This window comes from Enterobacter cloacae complex sp. 394F7 (assembly GCF_057320385.1).
On the sequence record NZ_JBXWCS010000006.1, the window covers coordinates 172716 to 199473 of the forward strand.

24 protein-coding genes are annotated in these 26758 nt (G+C 51.9%); 16 read left to right on the forward strand and 8 right to left on the reverse strand.

Features of this window, described 5'->3' with window-relative positions:
• Positions 1-83: 83 nt before the first annotated feature.
• Entirely contained in the window at positions 84-1631 is a 1548-nt protein-coding gene (locus tag AC2FAK_RS11280) for a methyl-accepting chemotaxis protein (protein WP_029882958.1), read from the forward strand.
• A 328-nt stretch (positions 1632-1959) separates the two neighbouring features.
• A complete protein-coding gene (locus AC2FAK_RS11285; protein WP_224787910.1) occupies positions 1960-2598 on the forward strand; it encodes a DUF4225 domain-containing protein in 639 nt (212 codons plus the stop codon).
• Here AC2FAK_RS11285 and AC2FAK_RS11290 read toward each other — a convergent pair.
• The 3 genes from AC2FAK_RS11290 to yghU form a co-directional block, all read right to left on the reverse strand.
• The gene (locus AC2FAK_RS11290) at positions 2576-2899 is read right to left on the reverse strand and encodes a hypothetical protein (protein ID WP_038420575.1); all 324 of its coding nucleotides are present in this window, start codon (positions 2897-2899) and stop codon (positions 2576-2578) included. The genes AC2FAK_RS11285 and AC2FAK_RS11290 overlap by 23 nt on opposite strands.
• A gap of 272 nt (positions 2900-3171) precedes the next feature.
• Positions 3172-3504, reverse strand: a complete 333-nt coding sequence (locus AC2FAK_RS11295) for a glycine zipper domain-containing protein (RefSeq protein ID WP_095454909.1) — start codon at positions 3502-3504, stop codon at positions 3172-3174.
• Between the two features lie 160 nt (positions 3505-3664).
• On the reverse strand, positions 3665-4534 hold the full coding sequence (gene yghU, locus AC2FAK_RS11300; protein ID WP_095454910.1) for a glutathione-dependent disulfide-bond oxidoreductase: 870 nt from the start codon (positions 4532-4534) through the stop codon (positions 3665-3667).
• A gap of 184 nt (positions 4535-4718) precedes the next feature.
• Between yghU and gss the strand changes: the two genes are divergently transcribed.
• A complete protein-coding gene (gene gss / locus AC2FAK_RS11305) occupies positions 4719-6581 on the forward strand; it encodes a bifunctional glutathionylspermidine amidase/synthase (RefSeq protein WP_095454911.1) in 1863 nt (620 codons plus the stop codon).
• Positions 6582-6674: 93 nt separating this feature from the next.
• On the forward strand, positions 6675-7487 hold the full coding sequence (locus tag AC2FAK_RS11310) for a DUF817 domain-containing protein (protein ID WP_095454980.1): 813 nt from the start codon (positions 6675-6677) through the stop codon (positions 7485-7487).
• Between the two features lie 390 nt (positions 7488-7877).
• Here the strand turns inward: AC2FAK_RS11310 and AC2FAK_RS11315 are convergent, their stop codons facing one another.
• Both AC2FAK_RS11315 and AC2FAK_RS11320 read right to left on the reverse strand, forming a co-directional pair.
• A complete protein-coding gene (locus AC2FAK_RS11315) occupies positions 7878-8489 on the reverse strand; it encodes a hypothetical protein (RefSeq protein ID WP_141236762.1) in 612 nt (203 codons plus the stop codon).
• A 1175-nt stretch (positions 8490-9664) separates the two neighbouring features.
• The gene (locus AC2FAK_RS11320) at positions 9665-10276 is read right to left on the reverse strand and encodes a hypothetical protein (protein ID WP_095454913.1); all 612 of its coding nucleotides are present in this window, start codon (positions 10274-10276) and stop codon (positions 9665-9667) included.
• A gap of 55 nt (positions 10277-10331) precedes the next feature.
• On the opposite strand from AC2FAK_RS11320, the gene AC2FAK_RS11325 reads away from it, so the two are divergent.
• The gene (locus AC2FAK_RS11325) at positions 10332-10601 is read left to right on the forward strand and encodes a hypothetical protein (protein ID WP_170942746.1); all 270 of its coding nucleotides are present in this window, start codon (positions 10332-10334) and stop codon (positions 10599-10601) included.
• 765 nt (positions 10602-11366) lie between these two features.
• Here AC2FAK_RS11325 and AC2FAK_RS11330 read toward each other — a convergent pair.
• The 3 genes from AC2FAK_RS11330 to AC2FAK_RS11340 form a co-directional block, all read right to left on the reverse strand.
• Positions 11367-11978 (reverse strand): hypothetical protein, encoded by a 612-nt coding sequence (locus AC2FAK_RS11330; protein WP_095454915.1) that lies wholly within the window; start codon positions 11976-11978, stop codon positions 11367-11369.
• A complete protein-coding gene (gene ssp4 / locus AC2FAK_RS11335; RefSeq protein WP_240516895.1) occupies positions 11978-12943 on the reverse strand; it encodes an Ssp4 family T6SS effector in 966 nt (321 codons plus the stop codon). The genes AC2FAK_RS11330 and ssp4 overlap by 1 nt, the downstream gene beginning before the upstream one ends.
• Before the next feature lie 200 nt (positions 12944-13143).
• Positions 13144-13662 carry an Hcp family type VI secretion system effector gene (locus AC2FAK_RS11340; RefSeq protein ID WP_020689513.1) on the reverse strand — a complete coding sequence of 173 codons (519 nt, stop codon included), beginning with the start codon at positions 13660-13662 and terminating at the stop codon, positions 13144-13146.
• A gap of 569 nt (positions 13663-14231) precedes the next feature.
• Here AC2FAK_RS11340 and tssB point away from each other — a divergent pair.
• The 11 genes from tssB to vasI are packed head-to-tail and all read left to right on the forward strand — an operon-like array spanning position 14232 to position 26757.
• Positions 14232-14729, forward strand: a complete 498-nt coding sequence (tssB, locus tag AC2FAK_RS11345; protein WP_023619738.1) for a type VI secretion system contractile sheath small subunit — start codon at positions 14232-14234, stop codon at positions 14727-14729.
• A 20-nt stretch (positions 14730-14749) separates the two neighbouring features.
• On the forward strand, positions 14750-16222 hold the full coding sequence (tssC, locus tag AC2FAK_RS11350) for a type VI secretion system contractile sheath large subunit (protein ID WP_028027899.1): 1473 nt from the start codon (positions 14750-14752) through the stop codon (positions 16220-16222).
• Positions 16223-16224: 2 nt separating this feature from the next.
• Positions 16225-16647 (forward strand): type VI secretion system baseplate subunit TssE, encoded by a 423-nt coding sequence (gene tssE / locus AC2FAK_RS11355; protein ID WP_023619736.1) that lies wholly within the window; start codon positions 16225-16227, stop codon positions 16645-16647.
• A gap of 5 nt (positions 16648-16652) precedes the next feature.
• The gene (gene tssF, locus AC2FAK_RS11360) at positions 16653-18485 is read left to right on the forward strand and encodes a type VI secretion system baseplate subunit TssF (protein WP_095454916.1); all 1833 of its coding nucleotides are present in this window, start codon (positions 16653-16655) and stop codon (positions 18483-18485) included.
• Complete coding sequence (gene tssG, locus AC2FAK_RS11365; protein ID WP_095454917.1) at positions 18452-19498, forward strand: type VI secretion system baseplate subunit TssG; 1047 nt, start codon at positions 18452-18454, stop codon at positions 19496-19498. The genes tssF and tssG overlap by 34 nt, the downstream gene beginning before the upstream one ends.
• Positions 19499-19514: 16 nt before the next feature.
• Complete coding sequence (gene tagH, locus AC2FAK_RS11370) at positions 19515-20798, forward strand: type VI secretion system-associated FHA domain protein TagH (protein ID WP_375714104.1); 1284 nt, start codon at positions 19515-19517, stop codon at positions 20796-20798.
• Positions 20795-21313, forward strand: coding sequence for a type VI secretion system lipoprotein TssJ (tssJ, locus tag AC2FAK_RS11375; protein ID WP_023619731.1), 519 nt, complete (start codon positions 20795-20797; stop codon positions 21311-21313). Before tagH ends, tssJ begins: the two co-directional genes overlap by 4 nt.
• Before the next feature lie 2 nt (positions 21314-21315).
• Positions 21316-22659 (forward strand): type VI secretion system baseplate subunit TssK, encoded by a 1344-nt coding sequence (gene tssK, locus AC2FAK_RS11380; RefSeq protein WP_023619730.1) that lies wholly within the window; start codon positions 21316-21318, stop codon positions 22657-22659.
• 4 nt (positions 22660-22663) lie between these two features.
• Positions 22664-23419 (forward strand): type IVB secretion system protein IcmH/DotU, encoded by a 756-nt coding sequence (gene icmH / locus AC2FAK_RS11385; RefSeq protein WP_023619729.1) that lies wholly within the window; start codon positions 22664-22666, stop codon positions 23417-23419.
• A gap of 9 nt (positions 23420-23428) precedes the next feature.
• Entirely contained in the window at positions 23429-26083 is a 2655-nt protein-coding gene (gene tssH / locus AC2FAK_RS11390; RefSeq protein WP_095454919.1) for a type VI secretion system ATPase TssH, read from the forward strand.
• Complete coding sequence (gene vasI, locus AC2FAK_RS11395) at positions 26080-26757, forward strand: type VI secretion system-associated protein VasI (RefSeq protein ID WP_020689524.1); 678 nt, start codon at positions 26080-26082, stop codon at positions 26755-26757. The genes tssH and vasI overlap by 4 nt, the downstream gene beginning before the upstream one ends.
• The last annotated feature ends 1 nt before the right edge of the window (position 26758 follow it).

The following is a 26758-nucleotide window of genomic DNA, read 5'->3' on the forward strand; positions in this document are numbered from 1 at the left end:
AGGTTATAATTTCCGCGGTTCCTGCCGATAACGAGAGTAGTACTCGCCTCTGGGCGAACTCACCCTCACGGCAAGGAACACTTATGAACATGCTCCGTAATTTCACGATCCGTTTCGTCATGCTGACGATCCTGGGGATCTTTTGTTTAATGTGGGCAGGCGTTGGACTCTACAGCACCTGGTCCCTCTCTCGCGTTTCGGATGGCAATGAAGTCGATCGCCAGCTGGTGAAACAGATGACCATACTCAGCCAGGGCAACGATCAGTATTTCCGCTTCGTTACCCGACTGAGCCGCGCGATGGAAGTCAAAGCCGCCGGCGGTACGCCGGATCTGGCCTCCGCCCAGCAGGCGCTGGATAACATGGGCAAAAAACTGGCCGAGATGAAAGCGATCTCTCCGGGTCCGATGGATGAACAGGTCTCCTCCCGGGTGATCGGCACCTGGCAGGCGCTGCTCGAGCAGGGCGTTACGCCACAAATGCAGCAGGCGAAGCTGGGCGCGCTGGATGGTTATCGCCAGCAGGCTAATAACGTCACGCCACAGCTGAGCCGTGCGTTTGGTGCGGCCGCTGAGGAGTTCAATAACGCCGCTGCGAAGACCCTCGACAGTACCCGCGTAGTGGTGGATGGCCTGACCAGCATGACCCGCACGGTGATTATTGCCGCCACCGTGATTGGTCTGCTGATCCTGCTCTTTAGCGACCGTTACCTGGTGGCGATGCTGGTGAAACCGCTGGACCGAATTCGTCAGCAGTTCCGCCAGATTGCGCAGGGCGATCTCAGCCAGCCCATTGAACCGTTTGGTCGTAACTGTGTGGGGCAGCTGGTGCCGTTGCTGAGTGCCATGCAGGACAGCCTGCGCGAGGCGGTCAGCACGATCCGCGCGGGCAGTGAAAATATCTGGCGCGGGGCGACCGAGATCTCCAGCGGTAACAACGATCTCTCCTCCCGTACCGAAGAGCAGGCTGCCGCGCTGGAAGAGACAGCAGCCAGCATGGAGCAACTCACTGCCACCGTGAAGCTGAACGCCGAAAGCGCACGTCAGGCAAGCCAGCTGGCGGATGTGGCATCGACCACGGCCAGCCGCGGTGGCTCGCTGGTGGAGGAGGTGGTGACCACCATGAGCGGTATTTCCGACAGCTCGAAGAAAATTGCTGAAATCACCACCGTGATAAACAGTATCGCCTTCCAGACCAATATTCTGGCGCTCAACGCAGCAGTGGAAGCGGCGCGAGCGGGTGAGCAAGGCCGTGGCTTTGCCGTGGTGGCAGGTGAGGTGCGTAATCTGGCCAGCCGCAGCGCCAACGCGGCGAAAGAGATTGAAGGGCTGATTGCCGATTCCGTCGCTCGCGTCGAGCAGGGGGCTCAACTGGTGAACGACACGGGGACCACCATGGAAGCGATTCTGCGCGATGTAACGGAAGTGACCACCATCATGAAGCAGATTGCGTCAGCCTCTGAGGAGCAAAGCAAAGGCATTTCCCAGGTCGGGGTTGCCATTACGCAGATGGACGGTGTAACCCAGCAAAATGCCTCGCTGGTGGAGCAGGTCTCCGCCGCGGCAGCGGCACTTGAGCGGCAGACCGAAGAGCTTCAGCGTTCGGTGCAGAAGTTCCGTCTCACGGCATAACATGTAAAGGCCGCCTCGTGCGGCCTTTCACCGGATTGTTCTCAGGAATGTGGTGGCAAGTTTTCACTCAGTGGGCGACGGACAGGGGAATTTCAACGCTATTATTTGTTGTCAAAAATCGTTTCGGGAATATGCTTTCAAAAACCGATAAGCGAGGCAATAAATGGACACGTTGCTTTTACCCGGCCAGAACCCCCGTGCCTGGGCAGAAACTATGATCAACCTGGAGGCCAGGAAACTGGTTAATACGGCCAATACGGTAGCGGCTATGCATCTTCAGGATGGTTTTATCCGGATTCAGTTTGTAGATGAGATCAGGGCATTCATCATGGCTCAATTTGAGGCCGCACGCCGGGCAAAAACGGATGATGACTGTATGGCCTGTCTGCAGGCATTGCGTGCTGAGAATACCAGTCTGCTTGAACAGTCCCGTGCTCTTAAAACCGGCTATGCAAAACTCTATGCCGAGGTGAAGGTTGTCCGGGACGAGAACAAAATTGTGGGCTACATCATCTCAGCTGTTGACGTGGTGGTAGCAGGGGCGGCTATCTTTGGCGGGATCGTCATGATGTCCTCCATGACGCCGGTGGGCGTGGTGGCCGGTGCCGTGATTGTTGTTAACGGGCTTAACACTATTTCACGTGAGGCCGCACACAACCTCCTCGGTGATAAGCAAACGGAGGGAATTTTCGCTGACGGCTCGATGGAGGTCGCAGAATTCCTGGGCTTCAGCCGACAGCAAGGGCTGGGGACCTATAAGGCTGTCACGCTCTTCAGTGAAGTCTACGGCGCGTATGGTCTGAGGCTGAAACCCGAAGCACAACGGCTGTGGTACTGGACCAGGCCCGATTTCTTCAGGAAAGTATCTGATACGCCACGTCCCGCGATGGCGCTTAAAATTGCGGGATGGGGTGTTAAAGCCAAAGTGGCGCTTGATTTACTGACTATCGAGCCTGCCGGGAAATAGTCTTTTGCAGGCGGAATGCTTTCCAGCCCAGAACTGGTGGAAAGGTCACCCAGGCGATGATCAGGACAACAAGGGAACTCATGCCCCCGGAAAGAATGTGTGTCCGGCTGCCGATGATAAGGGTGACCAGCATAACCAGAACCAGCGCGACCGTGACCCATACCGAAACCCGGAAGCGCCGTGAGAGCGCATCGATGAGATGCTGCATTGTGCCTCCGGCTGCTGTGAGTCGGCCCTGTAAATTGTCTACTTCGCTTTTGCTGAAACCCGCCTCAAGCAGGTCTTTCTCACTGATAGCCATCACGTCCTCCCTAATCAGGCGAAAGTATACTGTATCAGACCAATAATCCCCAGGTGACCAGCGTAAGCAAAATAAAAGAAATTACGGAGAATGGACGCTGAAAACTTACCGAAGAAAGTTCAGTACATAAAGAAACCGCAAGCAGGGGGCTACCCGTAACGATTGCGGCAATACTTCCTGTTTCTCAATCGGAACCGAGAGAATATAAAAACCCAGCGTAATAGCTGGGTTTCTTTATCATATCGGTTTGAAATGCAGAACCACGGCGTTTATCAGTGCGTCGCTTCACCAATCAGCGCGCCTGAACCCGCACCGACAGCTGCACCTTTCAGCACGCTGTTGCCCGTCACGGCAGCGGCACCTGCACCAACAACAGCGCCTACGGCACCGCCTTTACGCGCGGCTTTACCTTTGTCACCGTTTTTGAACATCGCACCCGTGCCTGCACCCACGACCGCGCCGCCTACGGTGGATTTCAGATCTTTACCTGTGGCCGCCCCAATCGCCGCGCCTGCTACCGCACCGGCGGCGGTTTTATCCATCGCCATACCTGAGGTAGAAAAAAGAAGGATGCTGATCATCAGCGCTGTATTGATTGATTTCATAACAAATCCTTTGTGACTGCTGTCGGTTGAAACGTCGCTTCTCGCCGTCTGGCTGGAGAAAAACGTCCGCATAGTGCCAGTAATACCGGCCCAACCCTTAAGCTAATCATGCCCTGGGCAAGGATTTGCCTGGCCGGGCGGTTACCCGCCCGGCAGTGCATCACGCCTGACACTTATCTTCGGTTTTGGTCTCGAAGTCGCTCGCCGCGTGGCGTTCGTGGAGTTGCTCGTTAAGCTCACCGTTGGTGCGGTTCACAATCCGTCCGCGTTTCACGGCAGGGCGGTTCGCCACGTCTTTCGCCCAGCGCTGGACGTTGGTGTATTTCTCTGCATCCAGGAACTCGGCGGCGTTGTAGACGCTGCCCAGCGCCACGCAGCCAAACCACGGCCAGACCGCCATATCGGCGATGGTGTATTCTTCACCCGCCACGTAGCGGCCACGGGCGAGCTGTTTATCCAGCACGTCGAACAGGCGTTTGGCTTCCATCGTGAAGCGGTCAATCGCGTATTCGATCTTCACCGGCGCATAGTTGTAGAAATGGCCGAAACCGCCACCGAGGAACGGGGCCGCGCCCTGCAGCCAGAACAGCCAGTTCAGGGTTTCCGTGCGGCCAGCCGGATCTTTTGGCAGGAAATGACCGAACTTCTCTGCCAGATAGAGCAGAATGTTGCCGGATTCAAATACGCGCGTTGGCGGGGTGGTGGAGTGGTCACGAAGCGCCGGTATTTTCGAGTTCGGGTTCACCTCAACAAAGCCACTGGAGAACTGATCGCCTTCACCGATGCGGATCAGCCACGCGTCGTACTCCGCGCCCGTTACGCCCAGCGCCAGCAGCTCTTCGAGCATGATCGTCACTTTCTGGCCGTTCGGCGTGCCCAGGGAGTAAAGCTGCAGCGGGTGCGAACCGACGGGCAGATCTTTCTCATGCGTGGCACCAGAAACAGGACGGTTGATGTTGGCGAACGCCCCGCCGCCGTTCTTTTTCCATTCCCACACTTTGGGTGGCTGATAGGTATTTTCGTCTGACATGTTGGCCTGCCTTTTTTGTGATGTGTTGAGGCAGTGTAGCAGGAGATGAATAGACCGTTTAACGAACTGAGCGCAAAGGTCAGGGGAGGTGTATGATAACCCTACCTCTGTCAGGTTAATTACAACGTGCAGACGACGACAACCCTTCCAAAAAATTGCCGCCTGCCTGTTTTAGGTTGGATACATGCGTAAAGGAAAGTTAAGCAGTGATGCGCCATTCGGGACGTTGTTAGGCTATGCGCCCGGTGGCGTGGCGATTTACTCTTCAAATTACGGCAGTCTGGACCCGCGTAAGTACCCGCAAGACGCGGATTTCCGCAGCTATATTGGCAACGAATACATGGGCCACAAGTGGCAGTGTGTGGAGTTCGCCCGCCGTTTTCTGTTCCTCAACTATGGCTTTGTGTTTACCGATGTCGGGATGGCGTGGGAGATCTTCTCCCTGCGTTTTTTGCGCCAGGTGGTGAACGATAATATTCTGCCGTTACAGGCTTTTGCCAACGGCTCGAAACGCGCGCCGCAGGCCGGGGCGCTGCTCATCTGGCAAAAGGGCGGCGAGTTTCATGAAACCGGCCATGTCGCAGTAATCACCCAGCTTTTGGATGGTAAGGTCCGCATTGCCGAGCAGAATGTAATTCACTCCCCGCTTCCGCTCGGACAGCAGTGGACCCGTGAGCTGCGCATGACCGTTGAGAACGACTGTTACACGCTTCATGACACCTTCAGCGATACCGAAATCCTTGGCTGGATGATCCAGACGGACGACACGGAGCACAGCATTCTCCAGCCCGAACCTGACGGCGAACTGCTGAAAATCAGCGGTGCGCGGTTGAAGAATAAACGTCAATACGACGGAAAATGGCTCAACGAAAATGACGCCCTGCAGCAGGCCTACATCCGCGCCAACGGCCACGTTATTAATAACGATCCCTGCCACTATTTCACGATTACCGAAAGCGCCGAACAGGAGCTGATTAAAGCGACCAATGAGCTGCATCTTATGTATCTGCACGCCACCGACAAAGTGCTGAAAGATGACAATTTACTGGCGCTTTTCGACATCCCCAAAATCCTCTGGCCGCGCCTGCGTCTCTCCTGGCAGTGGCGTCGCCACCATATGATCACTGGTCGTATGGATTTCTGTATGGATGAGCGCGGCATTAAGGTTTACGAGTACAACGCCGATTCCGCCTCTTGCCACACCGAGGGCGGGTTAATTCTGGAAGAGTGGGTCAAAAACGGCTATCGCGGTAATGGACACAACCCGGCAGAAGGTCTGCTGGAGGAGCTGACCGGCGCGTGGAAACACAGCCATGCGCGTCCGTTCGTGCACATCATGCAGGACAACGATGTCGAAGAAGACTACCACGCGCTCTTTATTCAGCGCTCGCTGCTGCAGGCCGGGTTTGACACCAAAATTCTGCACGGTCTGGGCGCGCTGAGCTGGGATGCTGCCGGGCAGTTAATCGACGACGAAGGTCGCCACGTCAACTGCGTATGGAAAACCTGGGCGTGGGAGACGGCAATCGAGCAGATCCGGGAGGTCAGCGAAACCGAATACGCTGCCGTGCCGATCCGCACCGGTCACCCGGCAGGCGAAGTACGGCTGATTGACGTCCTGCTGCGCCCGGAAGTGCTGGTGTTTGAACCGCTGTGGACGGTGATCCCTGGCAATAAGGCGATCCTGCCGGTGCTGTGGCAGCTATTCCCGAACCACCGCTACCTGCTCGATACCGATTTTGAGGTTAACGCGCTGCTGAAGCAGACCGGTTATGCCGTCAAACCCATTGCCGGCCGTTGCGGCAGTAATATCGATCTGATCAGCGCCCAGGATGAACTGCTGGATAAATCCAGCGGCAAGTTTGTCGATCGCAAGAATATCTATCAGCAGCTGTGGTGTTTGCCGAAGGTGGACGGCAAATATATTCAGGTCTGTACCTTTACCGTGGGCGGGAATTACGGCGGAACCTGCCTGCGTGGGGATGAAACGCTGGTGGTGAAAAAAGAGAGCGATATTGAACCGCTGATTGTGGTGAAGGATAAGTAGTCCGCAAAAACGGTGTGCGGGGGAGCCTGCACACCACTCGTTTGGGAAGTTAGAAAGGGAGTTTCAGTGTTAAACCGTATTGATCAGTATTTAATGAATCCGCCGCCGATGAATCGTACCGGTGTTAGCCGCGTTGTAATTGAGTTTTTTTGGTTCGGTACCAAGGAGCTACGTGCCTGTCTTTTTGCCGGTCTGTTTTTTATAGCCATCTTCTGTATCCCGCGGACCGGTTTATTCGGGATTGCCCGCTATGATGTTTTATTGCTCATTGCTGTGGCTATTCAGGTCTGCATGGTAGCAACAAAGCTGGAGAGTTGGGACGAGCTTAAAGCAATAACATTGTTTCATGTACTGGGGTTCGGGCTGGAACTGTTTAAAACCTCGTCTGAAATTGGATCGTGGCACTACCCTGAGTCCGGGTGGAGTAAAATTGGCGGCGTGCCGCTATTTAGTGGATTTATGTATGCGGCGGTGGGAAGTTATATTATCCAGTGCTGGCGTCTGTTTGATTTAAAAATACGTCATCATCCTCCGCTCCTCATGGCGGTAGCGCTAGCCCTGGCGTTATATGTGAACTTCTTCACACATCATTTCATTAGTGACTATCGCTGGTATATTGCCGCCGTAGCACTGGGAATGTATGCACGTTCAACGGTGATATTTACACCTTACAGTCGCCCTTACAAATTGCCCTTGTTGTTGGCCTTCATCCTGATCGGCTTCTTTATCTGGCTGGCCGAGAATCTGGGAACACTCTTTGGCGTTTGGCAGTACCCCAATCAGATTGGTGCCTGGGCGACAGTGCATGTGGGTAAATGGGGAGCATGGTCGTTATTAGTGATGATGACATTTACCATCACGTTGTTTCTTAAAGATATCAAGAAACGCATTCATATTGCTCAGTAGGGCTGTGAGTGGAGTGTGAACGTGGGCTAGAGCATGAATTAAATTTGTGTAAAATTCTTCATTTTCTCATCCCGAAACCCAGTTCCTGCGCAGGCTGTGAGTATTTCCTCAATATAACATGTACTTAATGTAGCCTTGTTTAATTTCTACTTTATCCCGGTTATAACACTGAACTATATATCTATATAAACTCATCTTTTTTATAACCTATCTAAGTGCACGTAACTTCTAATTGAAACTAATGTTGTTATCGTTTTGATTAGTTCCATAGAGTAACTGATAGAATTAAAATACTATTTACCAATGATCACTATTCTTTGATAAATTATGTATTGCCGCTATGGAAACGTCATGGTAAATATTTGAAAAGATGAACGTAACTTGTGGTGGTTATTTAGTGCTCTGCAGTTTTTCTCTTGCCTTTTTAGCTTCAACAAGCAAACGCGTGGTGCGACTAAATGATATTGTTTTATAAAATGAATTGCTGTTGATAGTGTATCTGCATAAATAAATAACCAGTAACTGTAGGGGGAAGGTGTAAAGTTGCTTCATCCATTCATTAAGAACTATTGATTTTATAAGTATCAAACAAAAACCAGACAATGTCAGAAAAATATTAAAAAGATAAAAGTGACGTGTAAGTAATAAACCGCTGATATATCCACGTCCTAAAGTATAGGGGATGAAGGAAGCATATATGCTCAAAAATGGTACAATGGATAAAGATAATATAGCACTTGATGGAATGGGAAGGTCAAAATAATCTATTATAGATCCCCATCCCCATGGGACAGAAACTGCCAGTAGCATAAGTGTTATTCCAACTGAAAAAGGATTAGGGCGCGAAAGTCTGTACCATTGAATGTTGAGAGCACTTTCCTGTTCAGGTGTGGATTTTTTGAGCAAGCCTACACCGCCATTCTTTATCAATTTGTCAATTTGCCTGCCTTCCTGAATTAACCGAAGGAATTGAATGCCAAATAAAAAAATTTTTATATTCATTTAGTTAATGGTATCCACTGATTGTAATAATCCAAAAACATACTCACCAGAGGTGGTGATGCATCCCGGTGAATGTATAACACCACTCACCGCGCTTCCGGTAATTGCCATTGTACTGGTCGTTGCGTTGATAAGCTGTTTTATTAACTCCCGATGCAGGGATTCTGTAGAATATAGTCCGGGATATTTCACCGCGCGAAATGTCAATTTTATCGTTCTGGTGGAAATAATTCATGGCGATTATTTAGCACCTTGGGACTTTTTTCTTGCTTTTTTGGCCTCAACAAGCAGGCGAGTGGTGCGAAAAAATGATACTATCGTATAAAACGAGTTGCTGTTCATGACATACCGGCATAAATAAATAACCAGTAACTGTAAAGGGAAGAAGTTAAGTTGCTTCATCCACTCATTAAGTTCAGTGGATTTGATGACCATCAAAAAGAAAACAACCAGAGTCAGTAGTATGTCAAAAAGATAAAAGTAAAGTATCAGGAGTAATCCGCTGACATATCCACGTCCTAATCCCCAGGGTATTAAGACAAGGAGTATACACATGAATGGTGTAATGGAGAACAATAATATAACACTTGACTCAATGGGAAGCCTAAAACTGAATATTAACGTTGCCCATCCCCATGCAAGTAGGATTACCAGTAGGATAAGTATAATTCCGACTGAAAATGGGTTAGGGAGCGAATGCCGGTACCACTGAAGATTGAGCGCATTTTCCTGTTCTGGCGAAGACTGTTTAAGCAGAGCCTCCCCGCTATTTTTAATTAACCGGTCAACCTGTTCCCCTTCCTTGATTAACAGCTGAAACCGGGGGCCAGTCAGCAGTGTCAATATATTCATTAATTAATTGTATCCACTGATTGTAATAATCCAAAAACATACTCACCGGAGGTGGTTATGCTTGCCGGTGAATGTATAACACCATTATCAGTATTTCCACTAATTGCCATTGCACGGGTCATTGCGCTATATTGATTCTTTGTGAATAGTCTATTTGGAAATACGTTTTGGATATTTCCCCGCGAGAATTATAGCTTTTATTATTTTGTTGAGACTTTCCGGGTTAAGCTGTTTTTGAATAGCTTCGAACAAACGAGTTATCTTTATTTTATCGCTATAGATACGTCATGATAAATCTTAAAAAGAGAACTTTACTCATGGGGTTATTTAGTGTTCTGTAGTTTTTCTCTTACCTTTTTAGCTTCAACAAGCATGCGCGTGGTACGGTTAAATGATATTGTTTTATAAAACGAGCGGCTGTTCATGACATACCGGCACAAATAAAAAATAAGTAACTGCAATGGTAAGAAGTCAAGTTGCCCCATCCACTCATTAAGCCCTGCGGATTTGATGACCATCAGAAAGAAAGCAATCAGCGTCAGCAGTAAGTCAAAAAGATAAAAATAATGTATAAGGAGTAAACCACTAGCATATCCGCGACCTAATGTATAGGGCATGAAGGCAAGGTATACACCCATAAACGGAAGAATGGATAAACATAATATTGCACCTGTTGGGACAGAAAGATCAAAATAATATATTATCGTCGACCATCCCCATACAAGCAGCATTACCAGTAGCACAAGTATAATACCGACGGGGAAAGGATTAGGGAGCGAATGCCAGTACCATTGAAGATTGAGAGCATTTTCCTGTTTCGGCGAAGATTGTTTAAGCAAGGCCTCCCCACTATTTTTTATCAACCGTTCAACCTGTTTTCCTTCCTGAATTAATAACTGAAACCTGGAGCCGGTCAGCAATTTTTTTATATTCATTTAATTTATGTTATCCATTGGTTGTAATTATCCAAAAACATACTCACCGGAGGTAATGATGTTTCCCGGTGAACATATAACACCACTGACCGCACTTCCGGAAACCGCCATTGCACTGGTCGTTGTGTTTATAAGCTGTTTTATTAATTCCCGATGCAAAGATTCTGTAGAATATCGTCCGGGATATTTCGCCGCGCGAAATGTTAATTTTATCGTTCTGGTGGGAATATTTGGTGGCGATTATTTAGCACCTTGGGTCTTTTTCCTTGCTTTTTTGGCCTCAACAAGCAGGCGAGTGGTGCGAAAAAATGATACTATCGTATAAAACGCGTTGCTGTTCATGACATGTCGGCATAAATAAATACTCAGCAATTGTAAAGGGAAAAAACTAAACTGCCCGATCCAGTCATTAATCTCTATTGATTTTATAACTGTCAGAAAAAATCCTGTCAGAGTCAGTAGTACGTTGAACAGATAAAAATAACGAATAAGGCGTAATCCGATGACATATCCGCGCCCTAATCCCCACGGTATAAAAGCAACGTATATTCCCATAAATGGCATAATGGATACACACAATATCGCAGTGGTTGGGACAGGAAAACCAAAATAATATACTATCATCGCCCAACCCCAGGCAACCGGGGGGGCCAGCAGTATGATTGCAATTCCAAGTGAAAAAGGGTTAGGGAGCGAATGCCGGTACCACTGAAGATTGAGCGTATTTTCCTGTTCTGGCGAAGACTGTTTAAGCAGAGCCTCCCCGCTATTCTTTATTGATTGATCAACCTGCTCCCCTTCCTTGATTAACAGATGAAACCGGGGGGCAGTCAGAATTTTATTATATCCATTAATTTATGGTATCCACTGACTGTAACAGTCCAAAAACATACTCACCGGAAGTAGTGATGCTTGCCGGTGAATGTATAACACCACTGACAGCACTTCCACAATTTGCCATTGTTCTGGTCGTTGAGTTGATAAGCTGTTTTATTAACTCCCGATGCAAGGATTCTGTAGAATATCGTCCGGGATATTTCACTGCGCGAAATGTCAATTTTATCGTTCTGGTGGAAATAATTCATGGCGATTATTTAGCGCTTTGGGACTTTTTTCTTGCTTTTTGGGCCTCAACAAGCAGGCGAGTGGTGAGAAAAAATGATACTATCGTATAAAACGAGTTGCTGTTCATGACGTGTCGGCATAAATAAATAGCCAGTAACTGTAAGGGGAAAAATTTAAATTGCCCGATCCAGTCATTAATTTCTATTGATTTTATAACTGTCAGAAAAAAACCAGCCAGAGTCAGTAGTACGTTAAAAAGATAAAAATAGCGTAAAAGACGTAATCCGCTGACATAGCCGCGCCCTAATCCCCAAGGTATAAAGGCAGCGTATATCCCCGCAAATGGCATGATGGACACACATAATATGGCAGTTGTTGGGACAGGAAAATCAAAATAATATACTATCGTCGCCCATTCCCAGGCAACTGGGAGAGCCAGTAACATAATTATAATTCCGACTGAAAAAGGATTCGGGAGCGAATGCCGGTACCACTGAAGATTGAGCGCATTTTCCTGTTCTGGCGAAGACTGTTTAAGCAGAGCCTCCCCACTATTTTTTATTAAACGATCAACCTGTTTCCCTTCCTGAGTTAATAACTGAAATCGAGAGCCAGTCAGGAGTGTTATTATATTCATTAATTAATGGTATCCACTGATTGTAATAATCCAAAAACATACTCACCGGAGGTGGTGATGCTTGCCGGTGAATGTATAACACCACTGACAGTGCTTCCGGTAATTGCCATTGCACTGGTCGTTGCGCTGATAAGCTGTTTTATTAACTCCCGGTGAATGGCTTCTGAAGGGTATCGTCTGGGATATTTTCCTGCACGAATCATCGCTTTCATCGCCTTGTTGGAAATCCCAGGATTAAGCTGTTTTATAATGCCTTCGGTCAGACGAACCCGCTCCATTCTCGGATAACGTTTCAACCAATCAATCACTTTCATCGAAGATGCCGATTTCATTACTTTATAGGTCATGACTGCTTCTTTTAACGGCCCGGTAACTGAAACCAGTGAAATTAGATCGAGCGCCGTGGTGGTGGCTATATACCAGCTTTGTGTGTCAATCCAGTCAACAACCTGACCATTTTTATATTCAATATCATATAAACGCCAGATGCCATTGATACATTGAGCTACAGTTGCAACCGTTCCTGCGGTAGCCAGGACAGCCAGAGGGGTACTCATTCCTCCAGTAAGCGGTACGGAGCCCACAGAGGTAACCCATGCAACAGCCGTCAGCACAGCAGCGCCACAGGATAACGCAGTTGACGCAATTTCTGTTCCGATTGACGGGTCTTTAACGGCTTCTTTGACACTTTTCTCCATCCCTTCACGAGATAGCTGCGTTGTCTGAGTCACAACAACGTGGGTTATCTGATTCTGACCCGGAGTGGAGGTGCGGCGCGAAGGGCGAACTAAAAATGAGCGGTAACCGTCATTATATATAATGCCTGCACCATAAAAATCACGCTGGCAGTCAAGAGAATCAGCCAGCGCACTAAAATCAAAATCAGTTCCCTGAGTCTGTCCCAGTAGGCGAGACCACTCATAACCCGGTAAATCATTACCTTCGGGATAAAACAAACGAGACATTACCTTACTCCCCATCATCTCACTCTGGACTGTGATGGCTGTACAGCGTTGGGTTCGTCTTCAGGTACGCTACCGCCGAAGTTTCCGGCGTCCGCCATCTCCCGTAATGGAAACGTAACCCTGTACTGACACGACTTTTTTCCGCGGTGATACGGCAAAAACAGCATTCCGCCTCAAGGCAGAATGCTGTGGATTGACTCTTATGCTTCGAGCGGCGCACGCCAGTCGTCAGCACCGGAGGTACCGGCAGAAACGTGTTCCCATTCGATTTTGCGATAGGCCAGAGAAACCTTAACCAGCTGTGTGAACTCTCGCTTGGTATCGTCCTGGCAGTGCGGCATCGTGCAGTCGATATCCACAATGGTGGAATCGGTCAGTCGGGTGGTGAAGAAGTGCTCCTGCTTGCCTTCAACAGACGTGCGATACCAGTGCAGTTCGGTGGTTGGCAGCATTTCGCCAGAAGCCAGCGCGTTGTACAGTAACGGAACGGCTTTATTCAGCGCCACAGTAAAGATAAATGGCTTGTGAGAGCGTTGTCCGCTTGGCTGACCGGACTGCGGGTCGGTAGGGACGGTAACGTTATGGCTGAATTCCTGCACCAGCATTTCGTCTTCATGGCCCTGAACATAGATGTTACCCACAGATTCTGCGGTGAACGCCCGGTCAGTAATCAGTCCCTGGGTCTGTCCTTTAATTGAAATATAACACGGTGTTGGCATTTATAACTCCTTCTCTTAATTAACTCAGTATGAACATCACTACCGGAAGCCATTAAAATGGCAACCAAAGTATCAGGTTTACCTTAATGACCGATGTCAGCGTGGATATTAAAGTGCGAAATCGGACATGTTAATAAAATTAAATGTAGATGTATCAGGAATGATATTGTTTCCGGGTTTTTTATTGCATTGAAAATGCTTGTGTTCGCGAATATATTCCTTTCATCCATTTTTTTAAGTTATATATGATTGCAGTTAATTAAACTTTACGCTTATCTTATTTGAGTTGGTGATGGTGTAACGTGTTGATTTTAATTGTTTTTTATTTTTTGTATTAGTCGCGTAAATGTCTCAATCATTAAGTAACGTTCGTATGAATGCCAGCTTAAAAATAAACTCGGCAGGTGTTTTACAATTCGTTTTCTGCGAGTATCATACGCCTTAAAAATAGTGTTGCACCTTTTTTTTACTGATGCGGGAACAGTGTCCAGGATGTCTTTGCTGTATGGATTGTAATACCATCCCGCGTTATGAACGGAATTCGTAGATAATCAGACGGACTAATCCCTATGAGCACTAATAAAGACGGCAGTATCGCGCCTAAAGAACGTATTAATATCCGCTACCTTCCTAAAGTTGAGGGGCAGATAGCAGAAGTGGAATTACCGCTTAACCTGCTGGTCACTGGCGACCTGAAAGGCAGGGCAGATGACACACCGCTGGATGAACGCCAGCCGGTTTCCATTAACAAAAATAATTTCGATGCGGTAATTGCAGAGTCCGGAATCGGACGGGACTTCACCGTGCCGTCGGCGCTCAGTGAAGTTCCTGATGTACGGATGGACATCAGCCTGAAAGTGAAATCGATGGCTGACCTCTCACCGGACAATGTTGCCGCCAGTGTGCCGGAGCTGAAAAAGCTATTGGAACTGCGTGAGGCACTGGTAGCCCTGAAAGGGCCGATGGGTAATATCCCCGCGTTTCGAGCTCAGCTACAGGCGTTGTTGGGTAATGAAGAAACCCGTGAACAGCTGATTCAGGAACTGGGTCTCGCCGGTCAGAAATAATTTTGCACAAGGATTTCACTATGTCTCTACAGGAAGAAATGACGCCCGTTGCTGCACCGGCTTCAACAGGATCTCTGTTGGATAATATTATGGCGCAGAGCCGTTTTCAGCCCGAGTCTGAAAGCTATGGTATTGCTCGTCAGGGCGTGACTGCCTTTATCGCTGCTCTGTTGCAGCATGAAGCCGAATCCATCGATATCCTGGCGGTGAACGCCATGATTGCCGATATCGATGAGCGCATGGGCCGGCAGATGGATATTATTTTCCACTCCCCGGAGTTTCAGGAAATTGAATCGTTCCTGCGTTCTCTGAAGCTGTTGGTGGAGCGAGCGGACACGCGAGAAAATATCAAAATTCAGCTACTGCATGTAACAAAGGAAGAACTGCTCGACGATTTCGAGTTCGCCCCGGAAATCACCCAGTCTGGTTTTTATAAGCACGTTTACTCAAGCGGATACGGCCAGTTCGGCGGAGAGCCCGTCGCAGCGGTGGTCGGCAACTATGAATTTGCTAATAACGCGGCAGATATGAAGCTGCTGCAGTATGTCAGCGCGGTCGGTGCGATGGCCCATGCGCCATTCCTGTCATCGGTGGCACCTGAGTTTCTCGGTCTTGACTCGTGGACGGAACTGTCAGGTATCAAGGATATCAGCGCGATTTTCGAAGGTCCGGCCTACACCAAGTGGCGATCCCTGCGCGAATCTGAGGATTCCCGCTATCTCGGCCTGACGGCACCACGTTTCCTGCTGCGTCAGCCTTATGCGCCGGGTGAAAATCCGGTGAAGAGCTTTAACTACCGCGAGAATGTCAGCCGCAGTCATAACGATTACCTCTGGGGTAATACGGCGTTTCTGTTGGCGGCCAATATGGCGGAAAGTTTCGCAAAATACCGCTGGTGCCCGAACATCATTGGCCCGCAGAACGGCGGCGCGGTGAAGGATTTGCCCGTTCATCTGTATGAGGCGATGGGACAGCTTCAGGCCAAAATCCCGACCGAAGTGCTCATTACTGACCGTCGTGAATACGAGTTGGCGGAAGAGGGTTTCATCACCCTGACCATGCGCAAAGGCAGCGACAGCGCGGCTTTTTTCTCGGCCAACTCGGTACAGAAACCGAAAGTGTTCCCGAACACCCCGGAAGGTAAAGAAGCGGAAACTAACTACCGGTTGGGAACGCAGTTGCCTTACCTGTTCATCATTAACCGCCTGGCGCACTACATCAAGGTGCTGCAGCGTGAGCAGATTGGTTCGTGGAAGGAGCGCGGCGATCTGGAGAATCAACTGAACACCTGGATACGCCAGTATGTGGCGGACCAGGAGAACCCGCCCGCTGATGTCCGCAGCCGTAAACCGCTGCGCCAGGCAAAAATTGAGGTGCTGGATGTGGACGGTGAGCCGGGTTGGTACCAGGTGGCACTTTCTGTGCGTCCGCATTTTAAATATATGGGCGCCAGCTTTGAACTCTCGCTGGTCGGGCGTCTGGACAGGGAATAGACATGATAGCGGAACGGCGTATCGGGGGGAGTTTGTTTGAGCGTATTGGCGATGCGGCGAGGCTATCGCCGCGCCGCAGGCCGAAGGCAGTGCTGTTAAATTCTATTGGGCATAACCTGCAAAACATCCTCAATACCCGTTCCGGCAGTTGTCATGGCTCACCGGAACTGGGGATCGCCGATTTAAATGATGAAGCTCTGGTTTCCAGTGATTTTCGTCAGGAAATAGGCCGGGGCATTCATGATTGTATCCTGCGTTATGAACCGAGGATCGCAGAGGCGGTGGTGACAGCCGCCACAACGGATGGTTATTCCCCGCTGGAACTGCGTTTTCATATTGTGGCGCGGGTGAATTTTGCTGATGCATCCGATGTCCTGGAGTTTGACATCCTGCTGGATAACCACCAGCACTATCGGGTCGAGTGAGTGTTATGGCTTTTGAAGAGCGTTACTACCAGGAAGAATTGGATTACCTTCGCCAGTTAGGCAAGCTGTTGGCGCAGGAAAAGCCGTATCTGGCCCGTTTTCTGGCCGAGAAAGAGGGCGATCCGGATGTGGAGCGCCTGCTGGAAGCGTTCGCTTTTCTTTCCGGCGGTCTGCGGCAGAAGCTGGAGGATGAGTTTCCGGAGTTTACGCACGGGATCATCCGAATGCTCTGGCCAAACTATCTACGTCCGGTTCCGGCCATGACCGTGATTGAGTACCAGCCTAAAAACAGGCTGAGTGCGCCCGTTCAGGTTTCTCGTGATGAGTTGATCCGTTCCCGTACCAGTAACGGTTCATTGTCCTTCGGTCAGGAGATATTGGCAGACAAAGAATCAACCCTGCCCCCTGTTTGCCATTTTACGCTTGCAAGGGCTCTCTGGTTACAGCCTTTGTACATCAGGGATGTGCATAACAACAGCACCCTCAAAGAGGGGATTATTGATATTGATTTTTCCGCCGGAAATGGCGTATCCCCGCATGTTCCGGACTTGAATAAAGTCACTTTCTGGCTGGGTAACGATGATGATTATACCCGCCATCAGCTCTATCTGTGGTTCAGTGAACGCCTGATGAACGCGGAACTGATTTCCGGAGAGCACAGGGTTACGTTGCCCGATTTATGGTTGGATGCCGCCGGGTTCGGACGTCACGACGCGTTGCTGCCGTGGCCGAAAAACGTCCACAATGGCTACCGTGTGCTCGAGGAGTATTTCTGTTACCCGGAGAGCTTCTTTTTCTTTCATCTCCGCAATGTCGCTCCGTTTCCGAAAGATTTTCCGGTCGGCGCTTTCACACTGCGTCTGCGTTTTAACCAGCCGCTGCCTGTTGATATCAAACTGCGCCGCAGTTCGCTGCGGCTACACTGCACGCCCGCAGTCAACCTGTTCGTGCATCACGCCGAGCCGGTCAGACCGGACGGCAGCGTGGCGCAGTATCCGTTGCGTGCCAGCCATAAGTTCCCGGATGCTTATGATATTTTCCAGGTAGAATCGGTTTCCAGCAACATTCAGAATTCAGAGGAAACATCAAACCAAGGCAATAAAATCCGTACCTGGCCTGAGTTTGAAAGTTTCAACCACCAGATTGAATACAGTCGCCAGCGCGAGGTGGTGTACTGGCATCACCGGACAAAAACCTCCCTTTTCCACCGTGGTCTTGACCACGCGATTGCCTTTGTCCATGCCGATGGCAGTGTCCCAGAAGCTTCCCAGCTGAAAGGCGAGGTGATCACAGCCTCGCTGGTCTGTACCAACCGGATGCTGCCCGTAGAATTGCATACCGGAGATATCTGCGTCTCCATCGGTAAAAATCCGTCAGTGGCTTCTTTCCGAAATGTCACGCGTCCGACGCGTCCATTGTATCCGGTCATGGACGGCGATATGCACTGGTCGCTGATCTCCAGTATGAATCTGAACTACCTCTCCCTGCTGGATCGGGACGCGCTGGTGCAGATTTTGCGTACTTTTGATCTGCCGGGTATTCACCACCCGCAGCAGGCCCGGCTCTCCCGGCAGAAGCTGGATGCCATTGAGAAGATGGAAACCACGCCCGTGGACCGGCTGTTTAAGGGCGTTCCCGTCAGGGGGCTTGCCACCACGTTGTGGATTAATCCCGCACCGTTTGTCTGCGAGGGGGAGGTGTACCTGCTGGGAACCGTACTGTCGCAATTCTTTGCGCTGTACGCCAGCATCAACTCATTCCACTGTCTGAAAATCATTAACACGGAAAGTCAAGAGGCCTGGGAATGGCAGAACAACGGTCAGCACGCCTTGATGTAGCAGAGAATACAGCGCTTCCGGCAGACATTCGCAGCATGAACTTCTATATGCTGCTGGAATCGCTCTATCGCCGCTATGGCGAACCCGGGCAGGAGCCTTCCCTGCGTACCGAGCCGGAAAACGAGGTGGTGTTATTTAAATCCGACGCCAGCGTTGCCTTTCCGGGCAGTGACTTAACCTCACTTACGCGAAGCAACAGTGGGCAGTTTACGCTGACCAGCAAATTTCTCGGTTTTTCCGGCAGCCAGTCGCCGCTACCGGGCTATTACCTGGATCGGATGGCGCGGGAATCCGCGCAAAATGAAGAGGGGCTGAAAGAGTTTCTCGACCTGTTCAGTCATCGCTGGACGCAGTTTGCATACCACGCCTGGCGTAAGTACCGCTATTACATCTGTTTTCGCAACGGCGGTACGGATACGTTTTCGCAGCGCATGTATTCTCTGGTCGGTCTGGGGAATCCGGGGGTGCGCAATAAACTGGCCATTAATCACAGCAAGATGCTGGCTTATGCAGGCGTGCTGGCAACGCCGGGGCGTTCGCCGGACGTGGTATGTAATCTGGTCTCCCACTGTTTTGATCTGCCGGAGGTTACGATTGACAGCTGGCAGTTGCGTAAAGTGGCGATTGAGCCATCACAACAAAACCGTCTGGGAGAGCGTAACCCGAAGAGGCGAACCGCCGGTTATGTGGTTGGACGCTCCGTACTGGGTGTCAATTTCACGCTTGGCGCAAGCGTGCCCGATCGCAGCGGTAAATTTCTGCTGCGGATAGGCAATCTGTCGATGGAACGCTATCTGTCATTTTTACCGGATGGTGAAAATCATCAGGCGCTGAAGATGTTTATTTCCTTTCTGCTGCGCGACCAGTTTGCGTGGGATTTACAGTTGTGCCTGGCACCATTGCAGGCAAAGGGAATGCAACTGGGGGATAAATCCAGTACACGTCTGGGCCGCACCGGTTTTATCGGTCAGCCGAAGGCACCGCCTTACGTCACCCTCCACATCAGGGAGTAACTTTATGGAGCAGTCTGTGGTTGAGGAACAGCAACAACGCGGCAATGTATCACTGACCTTACAGGTGATGAACGGTAACGAACTGGAAAGCGGGCATGCCGCGAGATGTCTTTTTTCTGGCGACGGTGGTGAGATTGGTCATTCGGAAAGCTGCCACTGGTCGGTACAGGACCGGGCCGGATCGATTGCCGGACGCGCCTGCGCCATTGTCCGGCACGACGGCGCATTCTGTTTGCGCAGCCTGATGCCGGGATTGATGATCAACCTTGCGCCAGTGTCGACGGATGCGGGGCTGGTGCGCCTGCGCCAGGGTGATGAAATCAGTCTCGGCGCGCTGGCGCTGAAAGTCTTTCTGCATGAAGGCAAACGTGTCAGCTATGACGAGCAGATGGCGACGCCGGAAAGCATTGTGACGCAGCGTGACAATCTGGTGGAGGCGCTGATCTCTACCGATGGTCAGCCAGAATATCCCGGGATGCAGCAGCGCCATCAGCTGACCTCTACGGTGATGAACAGTTTTTCTTCCGATCCGTTGCAGGTGTTGCAGAGTGAAAGCCTTACCACCGCGACGCCGGTCGTGGCTTACGGGCAGCGCACGGTGCCGTTGTCCGATCTGAAAGCCAGTGGCGGGATCGACATATCATTTATGGATCTGCCGCCAGTGTATGCCGACTCGCGTGAAGATGATGAATTCTCCCCGACAGAGATGGCGCAGAAGCACCTGGCGGTGACGCCGCTGCTGCGCGGGTTGGGCAGCACTCTCAGCGTACAAAATTCACAGGATGCCGACGCTTTTCTGGAAGAGATCGGGCGCGCCCTTCAGGCCGCCATTCAGGGGCTGCTCGATTTGCAGCACAGCCAGAACAGCCTGTCAGACAAGCACCTGCGTCCGCTGGAAGATAACCCGCTGCGCCTCGGTCTGGACTACGCCACGGCGTTGGAAGTGATGTTTGCCGAAGGCAAAAGCCCGGTACATCTTGCCGCACCTGCGGCCATTCGCGAGAGCCTGCGTAATGTCCGTCACCATGAAGAGGCCAACCGGGCGGCGATTACTGAGGCGCTGCGCGTAATGCTTGACGCGTTTTCGCCGCAGAGCCTGATGCGCCGTTTCGTTCAGTACCGCCGCAGCCATGAACTGCGTCGCGAGCTGGATGATGCCGGGGCATGGGATATGTATCGCCATTATTACGATGAGCTGGCGTCGGACAGGCAGCAAGGATTCGGCATGCTCTTTAACGAGGTTTATGCCCAAGTCTATGACCGGGTGCTGCGCGAGAAACAGCGGGAGACGGAAGTATGAGATGGGCTTTCGTCATTCTGATGCTGTCGAGCGCGCTCTGCGGCTGCACAATGACCAAAAAGATAGGTCAAGTCATCGCCGATCCCGATATTCAGGTTGGTGACATGAAGGAGCAGCCTTCGGAGCTAACCGTCACGCTATTGACGGAGCCGGACAGTAACCTGAATGGCGACGGTGAGGCCGCGCCTGTCGATGTACAACTGATGTATCTGAGCGACGACTCGAAATTACAAGCGGCGGATTACGATTTGCTGGCGACCACGCCGCTGCCGGATGCGTTGGGAAAAAACTATCTCGACCACCAGGATTTCACCCTGCTGCCGGACAGCCTTAAAACGCTGCCTGCCGTGAAACTGGATCCAAAAACGCAGTTTATCGGCATCGTCGCTTACTTTTCCGACGACCAGACCAGCGAATGGAAGCAAATAGAGCCCGTGGAAGGCACCGGTCATCAGTATCGTCTGCTGGTGCATGTGCGACAGAACAGTATTGAAATGAAAACAGAGGACAACTGACGATGGCCACAATGAAAAACCGGGTGCTCTGGCAGGAAGGCATGTTCGCACTGCCGCAGCATTTTCAGCAACAGCAGCGTCATAACGACGCCATGCTGTGCGAGCGGCTGGAGGCGCTGGGAGATTTCGCCTGGGGATTCACGTCGCTATCGCTGAACACGGAACTTCTTGCTCAGGGGAAGGTGATGATCGACCGTGCCGCAGGCTGTATGCCGGACGGCACTGTGTTCCGTATCCCTGATCAGGATCTGCTGCCGCAGCCGTTTCAGCCGCGCGAACTGACCTCGCCAGAAAGCCATGATATTTATCTGGCACTGCCCGTTGCCGCCCATAACATCAGTGAAGTTCAGGGCGTACGCAGCGCGGGGCAAAGTTCAGAGCGCTACAGCATGACGCGAACGGATGTCCGTGACGTACATAGTAGTGATGGCGATGTACAGTCGCTGGTGCTGGGGCAACTGGCGTTCAGAATTGTCAGCGGTGCGGAGGATCTCAGTGCGATGGTGGCACTGCCGCTGTGCCGCATTCGCAATTATCAACCTGGCGGAGCGCTAGTGTTGGATGACGATTTTATCCCTACCTGCCAGACGCTACGAGTCAGTCCGGTGCTGAACCGCTTTGCCGCTGACGTTCAGGGACTGATTGCCACCCGTGCGGCTGAACTCGCGAAACGTATCGGTTCGCCGGAGCAGAGCGGTATTGCGGATGTGGCGGAATTTATGATGTTACAGTTGCTTAACCGCAACCAGATGCATTTCTCGCATCGTGTGCGCCTGCATACTCTGCACCCGGAAATCTTTTATCTGGATCTGGTGCGTCTGCTCGGTGAGCTGATGACCTTCACCGAAAACAGCCGTCTGCCCTGCACGGTGGAGCATTACGATCATCGTGACCTGACGCTGTCGTTTAAAACGGTGATCCCGGAGCTGCGCCGGGCCCTCAATATTGTCCTGCAACCGCGGGCGCAGAATTTGCCGCTCATTTTCACTGAAGGAGTATATCTGGCGACGGTCAACGATCCGGGACTGCTTCAGTCCGGCGCATTTGTGCTGGCGGTTCGCGCCCGGATGCCGCACAACCAGCTTATTCTCCAGTTCACCCAGCAGTCGAAAATCGCCGCCACCGACAAAATCCGCAACATGGTCAGCGTGCAGGTGCCGGGTATTCCGCTGCGCACGCTGCCGGCGGCACCGCGCCAGTTACCTTACCATGATGGGTATGTCTATTTTGAACTGGAAAAAGGCTCTTCAGCCTGGCAGGACGTGGTGAAAGCGGGGGCACTGGCGATGCATATTTCCGGCACCTTCCCGGATCTGGATATGCAACTGTGGTCGATAAGAGGTTAAGGCTATGAGTGAACACGTTCTCCCGGCAGAGCCTGAAAGCGCTTCATCGGGCCGTCAGTATCGTTTGGGGCTTCGCGGTAACAGCCTTAATCCGATGATCGACGCCGCCACGCCGCTGCTTGGCATGGTGATGCGTCTCTCGGGTATGAACAACCAGACGATGCCGGAGCACCTGTTTGCGCAGGTGGTGACGGACGTCCAGGCGGTGGAGCAGTTGCTTCAGGAGCAGGGTTACGAGCCGGGCGTTATCGTCTCGTTTCGCTACATACTCTGCACCTTTATTGATGAGGCGGCGCTTGGTAATGGCTGGTCGAACAAAAACGAATGGATCAAGCAGTCGCTGTTGGTCCATTTCCACAACGAAGCATGGGGCGGGGAGAAGGTCTTCATTCTGCTGGAGCGCCTGATGCGTGAGCCAAAGCGTTACCAGGATTTGCTGGAATTTTTATATCTCTGCTTTTCACTCGGCTTTCGCGGCCGCTACAAGGTGGCGAATCCGGGACAGGATGAGTTCGAACAGATTTACCGACGCCTGCACTACGTCCTGCACGGGCTTCGCGGCGGCGCGCCGTTTCCGTTGCTGCATCACAACAAGAAAACGCAGGGCGGGCGTTATCAGTTAATCAGACGCCTGACTATCAGGCGCCTTTTGCTGGGCGGTGTTATCGCCCTCGCGCTGGTATATCTGTTTTACCTGCTGCGCCTTGATAGTCAGACCCAGGATATTCTTCACCAGTTAAACCGGCTGCTTGCCAGGTAAGGAAACCGAATGATTCAGATTGATATTTCCACGTTGGTAAAACGGCTGAACCCATTCTCCAGACAGGCGCTGGAAGCGGCTGCATCAGAATGTATGAGCCAGCAGGCGACGGAAATTACCGTCAGTCATGTGCTTATCCAGATGCTCGCCATCCCGCGCAGTGATTTGCGTGTTATCGCAGAACAGGCGGATATTTTACAGGACGACCTGCGCCAGGCGCTGACCGTTGAACATTATGCTACCACTCGTTCAACAGACAGTTATCCGGCCTTCTCTCCGATGCTGGTCGAGTGGCTTAAAGAGGGCTGGCTGCTGGCCTCGGCGCAGATGCAGCACAGCGAACTTCGCGGCGGCGCTCTGCTGCTCGCGCTGCTCCATTCGCCACTACGTTACGTGCCCGCGGCGGCAGCCCGCCTGCTAACCGGCATCAACCGTGACCGGCTACAGCAGGACTTCGCACAATGGACGCAGGAATCGGCAGAGTCGGTGGTAATTAATGCTGACGGACACGTCGCCAGAAGCGCAGCAGACTCCGGCGACAGCCTGCTTGCCCGTTACGCGACCAATATGACCGAAGATGCCCGCCACGGCAGGCTTGATCCGGTGCTGTGCCGCGATAATGAAATCGACCTGATGATCGACATTCTCTGCCGCCGCCGCAAGAATAGCCCTGTGGTGGTGGGGGAAGCGGGGGTGGGCAAAAGCGCGTTGATCGAAGGGCTGGCGCTGCGTATCGTTGCCGGTCAGGTACCGGACAAGTTGAAAAACACCGATATCATGACTCTGGATCTGGGGGCGTTGCAGGCCGGCGCATCGGTTAAAGGTGAATTCGAAAAACGCTTCAAAGGGTTAATGGCGGAAGTGAGTTGCTCGCCGGTGCCGGTTATTTTGTTTATCGATGAAGCACACACGCTGATTGGCGCGGGTAACCAGCAGGGTGGGCTTGATATCTCGAATCTGCTGAAACCAGCACTTGCACGCGGTGGGTTGAAAACCATCGCGGCCACTACCTGGGGAGAGTATAAAAAATACTTCGAAAAAGATGCTGCGCTGTCACGCCGCTTCCAGTTAGTGAAGGTGAGTGAACCGACGGCAGCGGAAGCGACCATTATTCTGCGCGGCCTGTCTGCCGTGTATGAACAGGCGCATGGCGTATTAATTGATGATGATGCGCTCCAGGCGGCAGCCAGCTTAAGCGAGCGCTACCTCTCCGGGCGTCAGTTGCCGGACAAGGCGATCGACGTGCTGGATACCGCCTGCGCCCGCGTGGCGATAAATCTTTCGTCTCCGCCAAAACAAATTTCGGCGCTGACCACTCTCTGCCATCAGTGCGAGACGGAAATCCGCCAGCTTGAGCGTGAAATGCGCATTGGTCTGCGCAAAGATACAGCACGCCTGGACGAAGTTCACGCGCAGTATGAAGCCGCACAGACAGAGCTTCTCACCCTGGAGAAGGCCTGGCAGCATCAGCAGACGCTGGTAAAGGAGATTATCGCCCTGCGTAAGGCGCTACTGACGCAGACGACGGAGTTGGATGACGCCATACCGGAAGATAATACAGCCTCAGTTTCTCCGGCAGAGAGCCTTGCCGCGCTGGGCGCAGAACTGGATGCGCTACACCATACGCAATTGCTGGTTTCCCCTCACGTGGATAAAAAGCAGATTGCCGCAGTGATTGCCGAATGGACTGGCGTACCGCTTAACCGCCTTTCGCAGAATGAAATGGCGGTTATTACCGACCTGCCACAGTGGCTGGGCGACACCATTAAAGGTCAGGAGCTGGCAATTAAGCACCTGCACAAACATCTGCTGACAGCACGCGCAGACCTGCGCCGTCCAGGACGTCCGCTAGGTGCGTTCCTGCTGGCCGGGCCAAGCGGGGTGGGTAAAACCGAAACCGTGCTGCAACTGGCGGAACTGCTTTACGGCGGGCGTCAGTATCTCACCACCATCAATATGTCGGAGTTCCAGGAAAAACACACCGTCTCGCGCCTGATTGGTTCGCCGCCGGGCTATGTCGGCTACGGCGAGGGCGGCGTTCTGACCGAAGCCATCCGCCAGAAACCGTATTCGGTGGTGTTGCTCGATGAAGTGGAAAAAGCGTGTCCGGATGTGCTTAACCTGTTTTACCAGGCGTTTGACAAAGGCGAAATGGCAGACGGTGAAGGGCGGCTGATTGACTGTAAGAACATCCTCTTCTTCCTCACCTCCAACCTCGGTTATCAGGTGATTGTGGAACATGCGGACAACCCGGAAGCGATGCAAGACGCCCTTTATCCGGTGCTGGCTGACTTCTTTAAACCGGCATTGCTGGCACGTATGGAAGTGGTGCCGTACCTGCCGTTGTCCCGTGACACACTGACCACTATTATCGCCGGAAAACTGTCACGACTGGGCAGCGTGCTGCGTAGCCGCTTTGGCGCGCAGGTGGTAATCACGCCGGGCGTGACTGACGAAATTATGAGCCGCGTCACCCGTGCGGAGAACGGGGCACGAATGCTGGAGTCGGTTATCGATGGCAACATGCTGCCGCCGCTCTCGCTGCTGCTGTTGCAGAAAATGGCGGCGAACGCCGTAATTGCCCGTATCACGCTTGATGCGCAAAACGGCGCGTTTACCGCAGACGTTGAGGATGCGGTGACAGAGGAAGAAGACGCTGTATGAAACTTTCCGCCCGCTGGCTGCTGCCATTGCTGTCGATAATCCCTCCGGTATATGCCGGTGAGACGGCGGATGCGCAGGCCACTGTTAATGCCATGTCGGCCTGCCGGAAAGAGCCTGCCGCTCTTGAGCGTCTGGACTGCTATGACCGAATTCTGACGCCTGTTCGCACGGAAGGTTTTGCCGGAGCGCTGGTGAAAGCGCGCTACGACGGCGAGGCATGGACGCGCGCGCTGGCGCAGGAAAAGCAGCGTACGGATAACTCTACGGGGCTGCTGATAACCCGTGCGGAGGGGGAGCGTCCGACGGTGATTATCACCACGCCCGCCATCGGCAATCTGCCGCCGCGCCCGGTGCTGATGTTCAGTTGTGTGGATAACATCACCCGGATGCAGGTGGCGCTCGGGTCGCCCCGCACTGAAAACGATATTCCGGTGGTGCTGAGTACCGACAAAGGGCAGTTTCGCTCACGCTGGTTTGTGCGCGAGAACGGCTCTCTGCTGGAAGCTAGCCGGGGTTTGTCGGGGATTGATGAAATTAAACAATTGTTTGGTGCGAAAAAGCTGACCCTTGATACCGGAACGGGTAGCGCGACCGGAAAGCTGACCTTTAACATTGACGGACTGGCGCAGATCATTGCGCCGCTGCGTGAAGCCTGCCACTGGACGGGGGAATAAC

Bases quoted from the DNA above. Each gene is read 5' to 3' on its own strand.
- AC2FAK_RS11285 (WP_224787910.1), top strand. From the start codon at position 1,960: ATGGCTCAATTTGAGGCCGCACGCCGGGCAAAAACGGATGATGACTGT.
- tssC (WP_028027899.1), top strand. From the start codon at position 14,750: ATGTCTCTACAGGAAGAAATGACGCCCGTTGCTGCACCGGCTTCAACA.
- AC2FAK_RS11325 (WP_170942746.1), top strand. From the start codon at position 10,332: ATGATGTTTCCCGGTGAACATATAACACCACTGACCGCACTTCCGGAA.
- tssB (WP_023619738.1), top strand. From the start codon at position 14,232: ATGAGCACTAATAAAGACGGCAGTATCGCGCCTAAAGAACGTATTAAT.
- AC2FAK_RS11320 (WP_095454913.1), bottom strand. From the start codon at position 10,276: ATGAATATAAAAAAATTGCTGACCGGCTCCAGGTTTCAGTTATTAATT.
- tssG (WP_095454917.1), top strand. From the start codon at position 18,452: ATGGCAGAACAACGGTCAGCACGCCTTGATGTAGCAGAGAATACAGCG.
- ssp4 (WP_240516895.1), bottom strand. From the start codon at position 12,943: ATGTCTCGTTTGTTTTATCCCGAAGGTAATGATTTACCGGGTTATGAG.
- vasI (WP_020689524.1), top strand. From the start codon at position 26,080: ATGAAACTTTCCGCCCGCTGGCTGCTGCCATTGCTGTCGATAATCCCT.
- tssH (WP_095454919.1), top strand. From the start codon at position 23,429: ATGATTCAGATTGATATTTCCACGTTGGTAAAACGGCTGAACCCATTC.
- gss (WP_095454911.1), top strand. From the start codon at position 4,719: ATGCGTAAAGGAAAGTTAAGCAGTGATGCGCCATTCGGGACGTTGTTA.
- tssK (WP_023619730.1), top strand. From the start codon at position 21,316: ATGGCCACAATGAAAAACCGGGTGCTCTGGCAGGAAGGCATGTTCGCA.
- AC2FAK_RS11315 (WP_141236762.1), bottom strand. From the start codon at position 8,489: ATGAATATAAAAATTTTTTTATTTGGCATTCAATTCCTTCGGTTAATT.
- tssJ (WP_023619731.1), top strand. From the start codon at position 20,795: ATGAGATGGGCTTTCGTCATTCTGATGCTGTCGAGCGCGCTCTGCGGC.
- AC2FAK_RS11295 (WP_095454909.1), bottom strand. From the start codon at position 3,504: ATGAAATCAATCAATACAGCGCTGATGATCAGCATCCTTCTTTTTTCT.
- AC2FAK_RS11280 (WP_029882958.1), top strand. From the start codon at position 84: ATGAACATGCTCCGTAATTTCACGATCCGTTTCGTCATGCTGACGATC.
- AC2FAK_RS11310 (WP_095454980.1), top strand. From the start codon at position 6,675: ATGAATCCGCCGCCGATGAATCGTACCGGTGTTAGCCGCGTTGTAATT.
- tssF (WP_095454916.1), top strand. From the start codon at position 16,653: ATGGCTTTTGAAGAGCGTTACTACCAGGAAGAATTGGATTACCTTCGC.
- AC2FAK_RS11290 (WP_038420575.1), bottom strand. From the start codon at position 2,899: ATGGCTATCAGTGAGAAAGACCTGCTTGAGGCGGGTTTCAGCAAAAGC.
- tssE (WP_023619736.1), top strand. From the start codon at position 16,225: ATGATAGCGGAACGGCGTATCGGGGGGAGTTTGTTTGAGCGTATTGGC.
- AC2FAK_RS11330 (WP_095454915.1), bottom strand. From the start codon at position 11,978: ATGAATATAATAACACTCCTGACTGGCTCTCGATTTCAGTTATTAACT.
- AC2FAK_RS11340 (WP_020689513.1), bottom strand. From the start codon at position 13,662: ATGCCAACACCGTGTTATATTTCAATTAAAGGACAGACCCAGGGACTG.
- yghU (WP_095454910.1), bottom strand. From the start codon at position 4,534: ATGTCAGACGAAAATACCTATCAGCCACCCAAAGTGTGGGAATGGAAA.
- icmH (WP_023619729.1), top strand. From the start codon at position 22,664: ATGAGTGAACACGTTCTCCCGGCAGAGCCTGAAAGCGCTTCATCGGGC.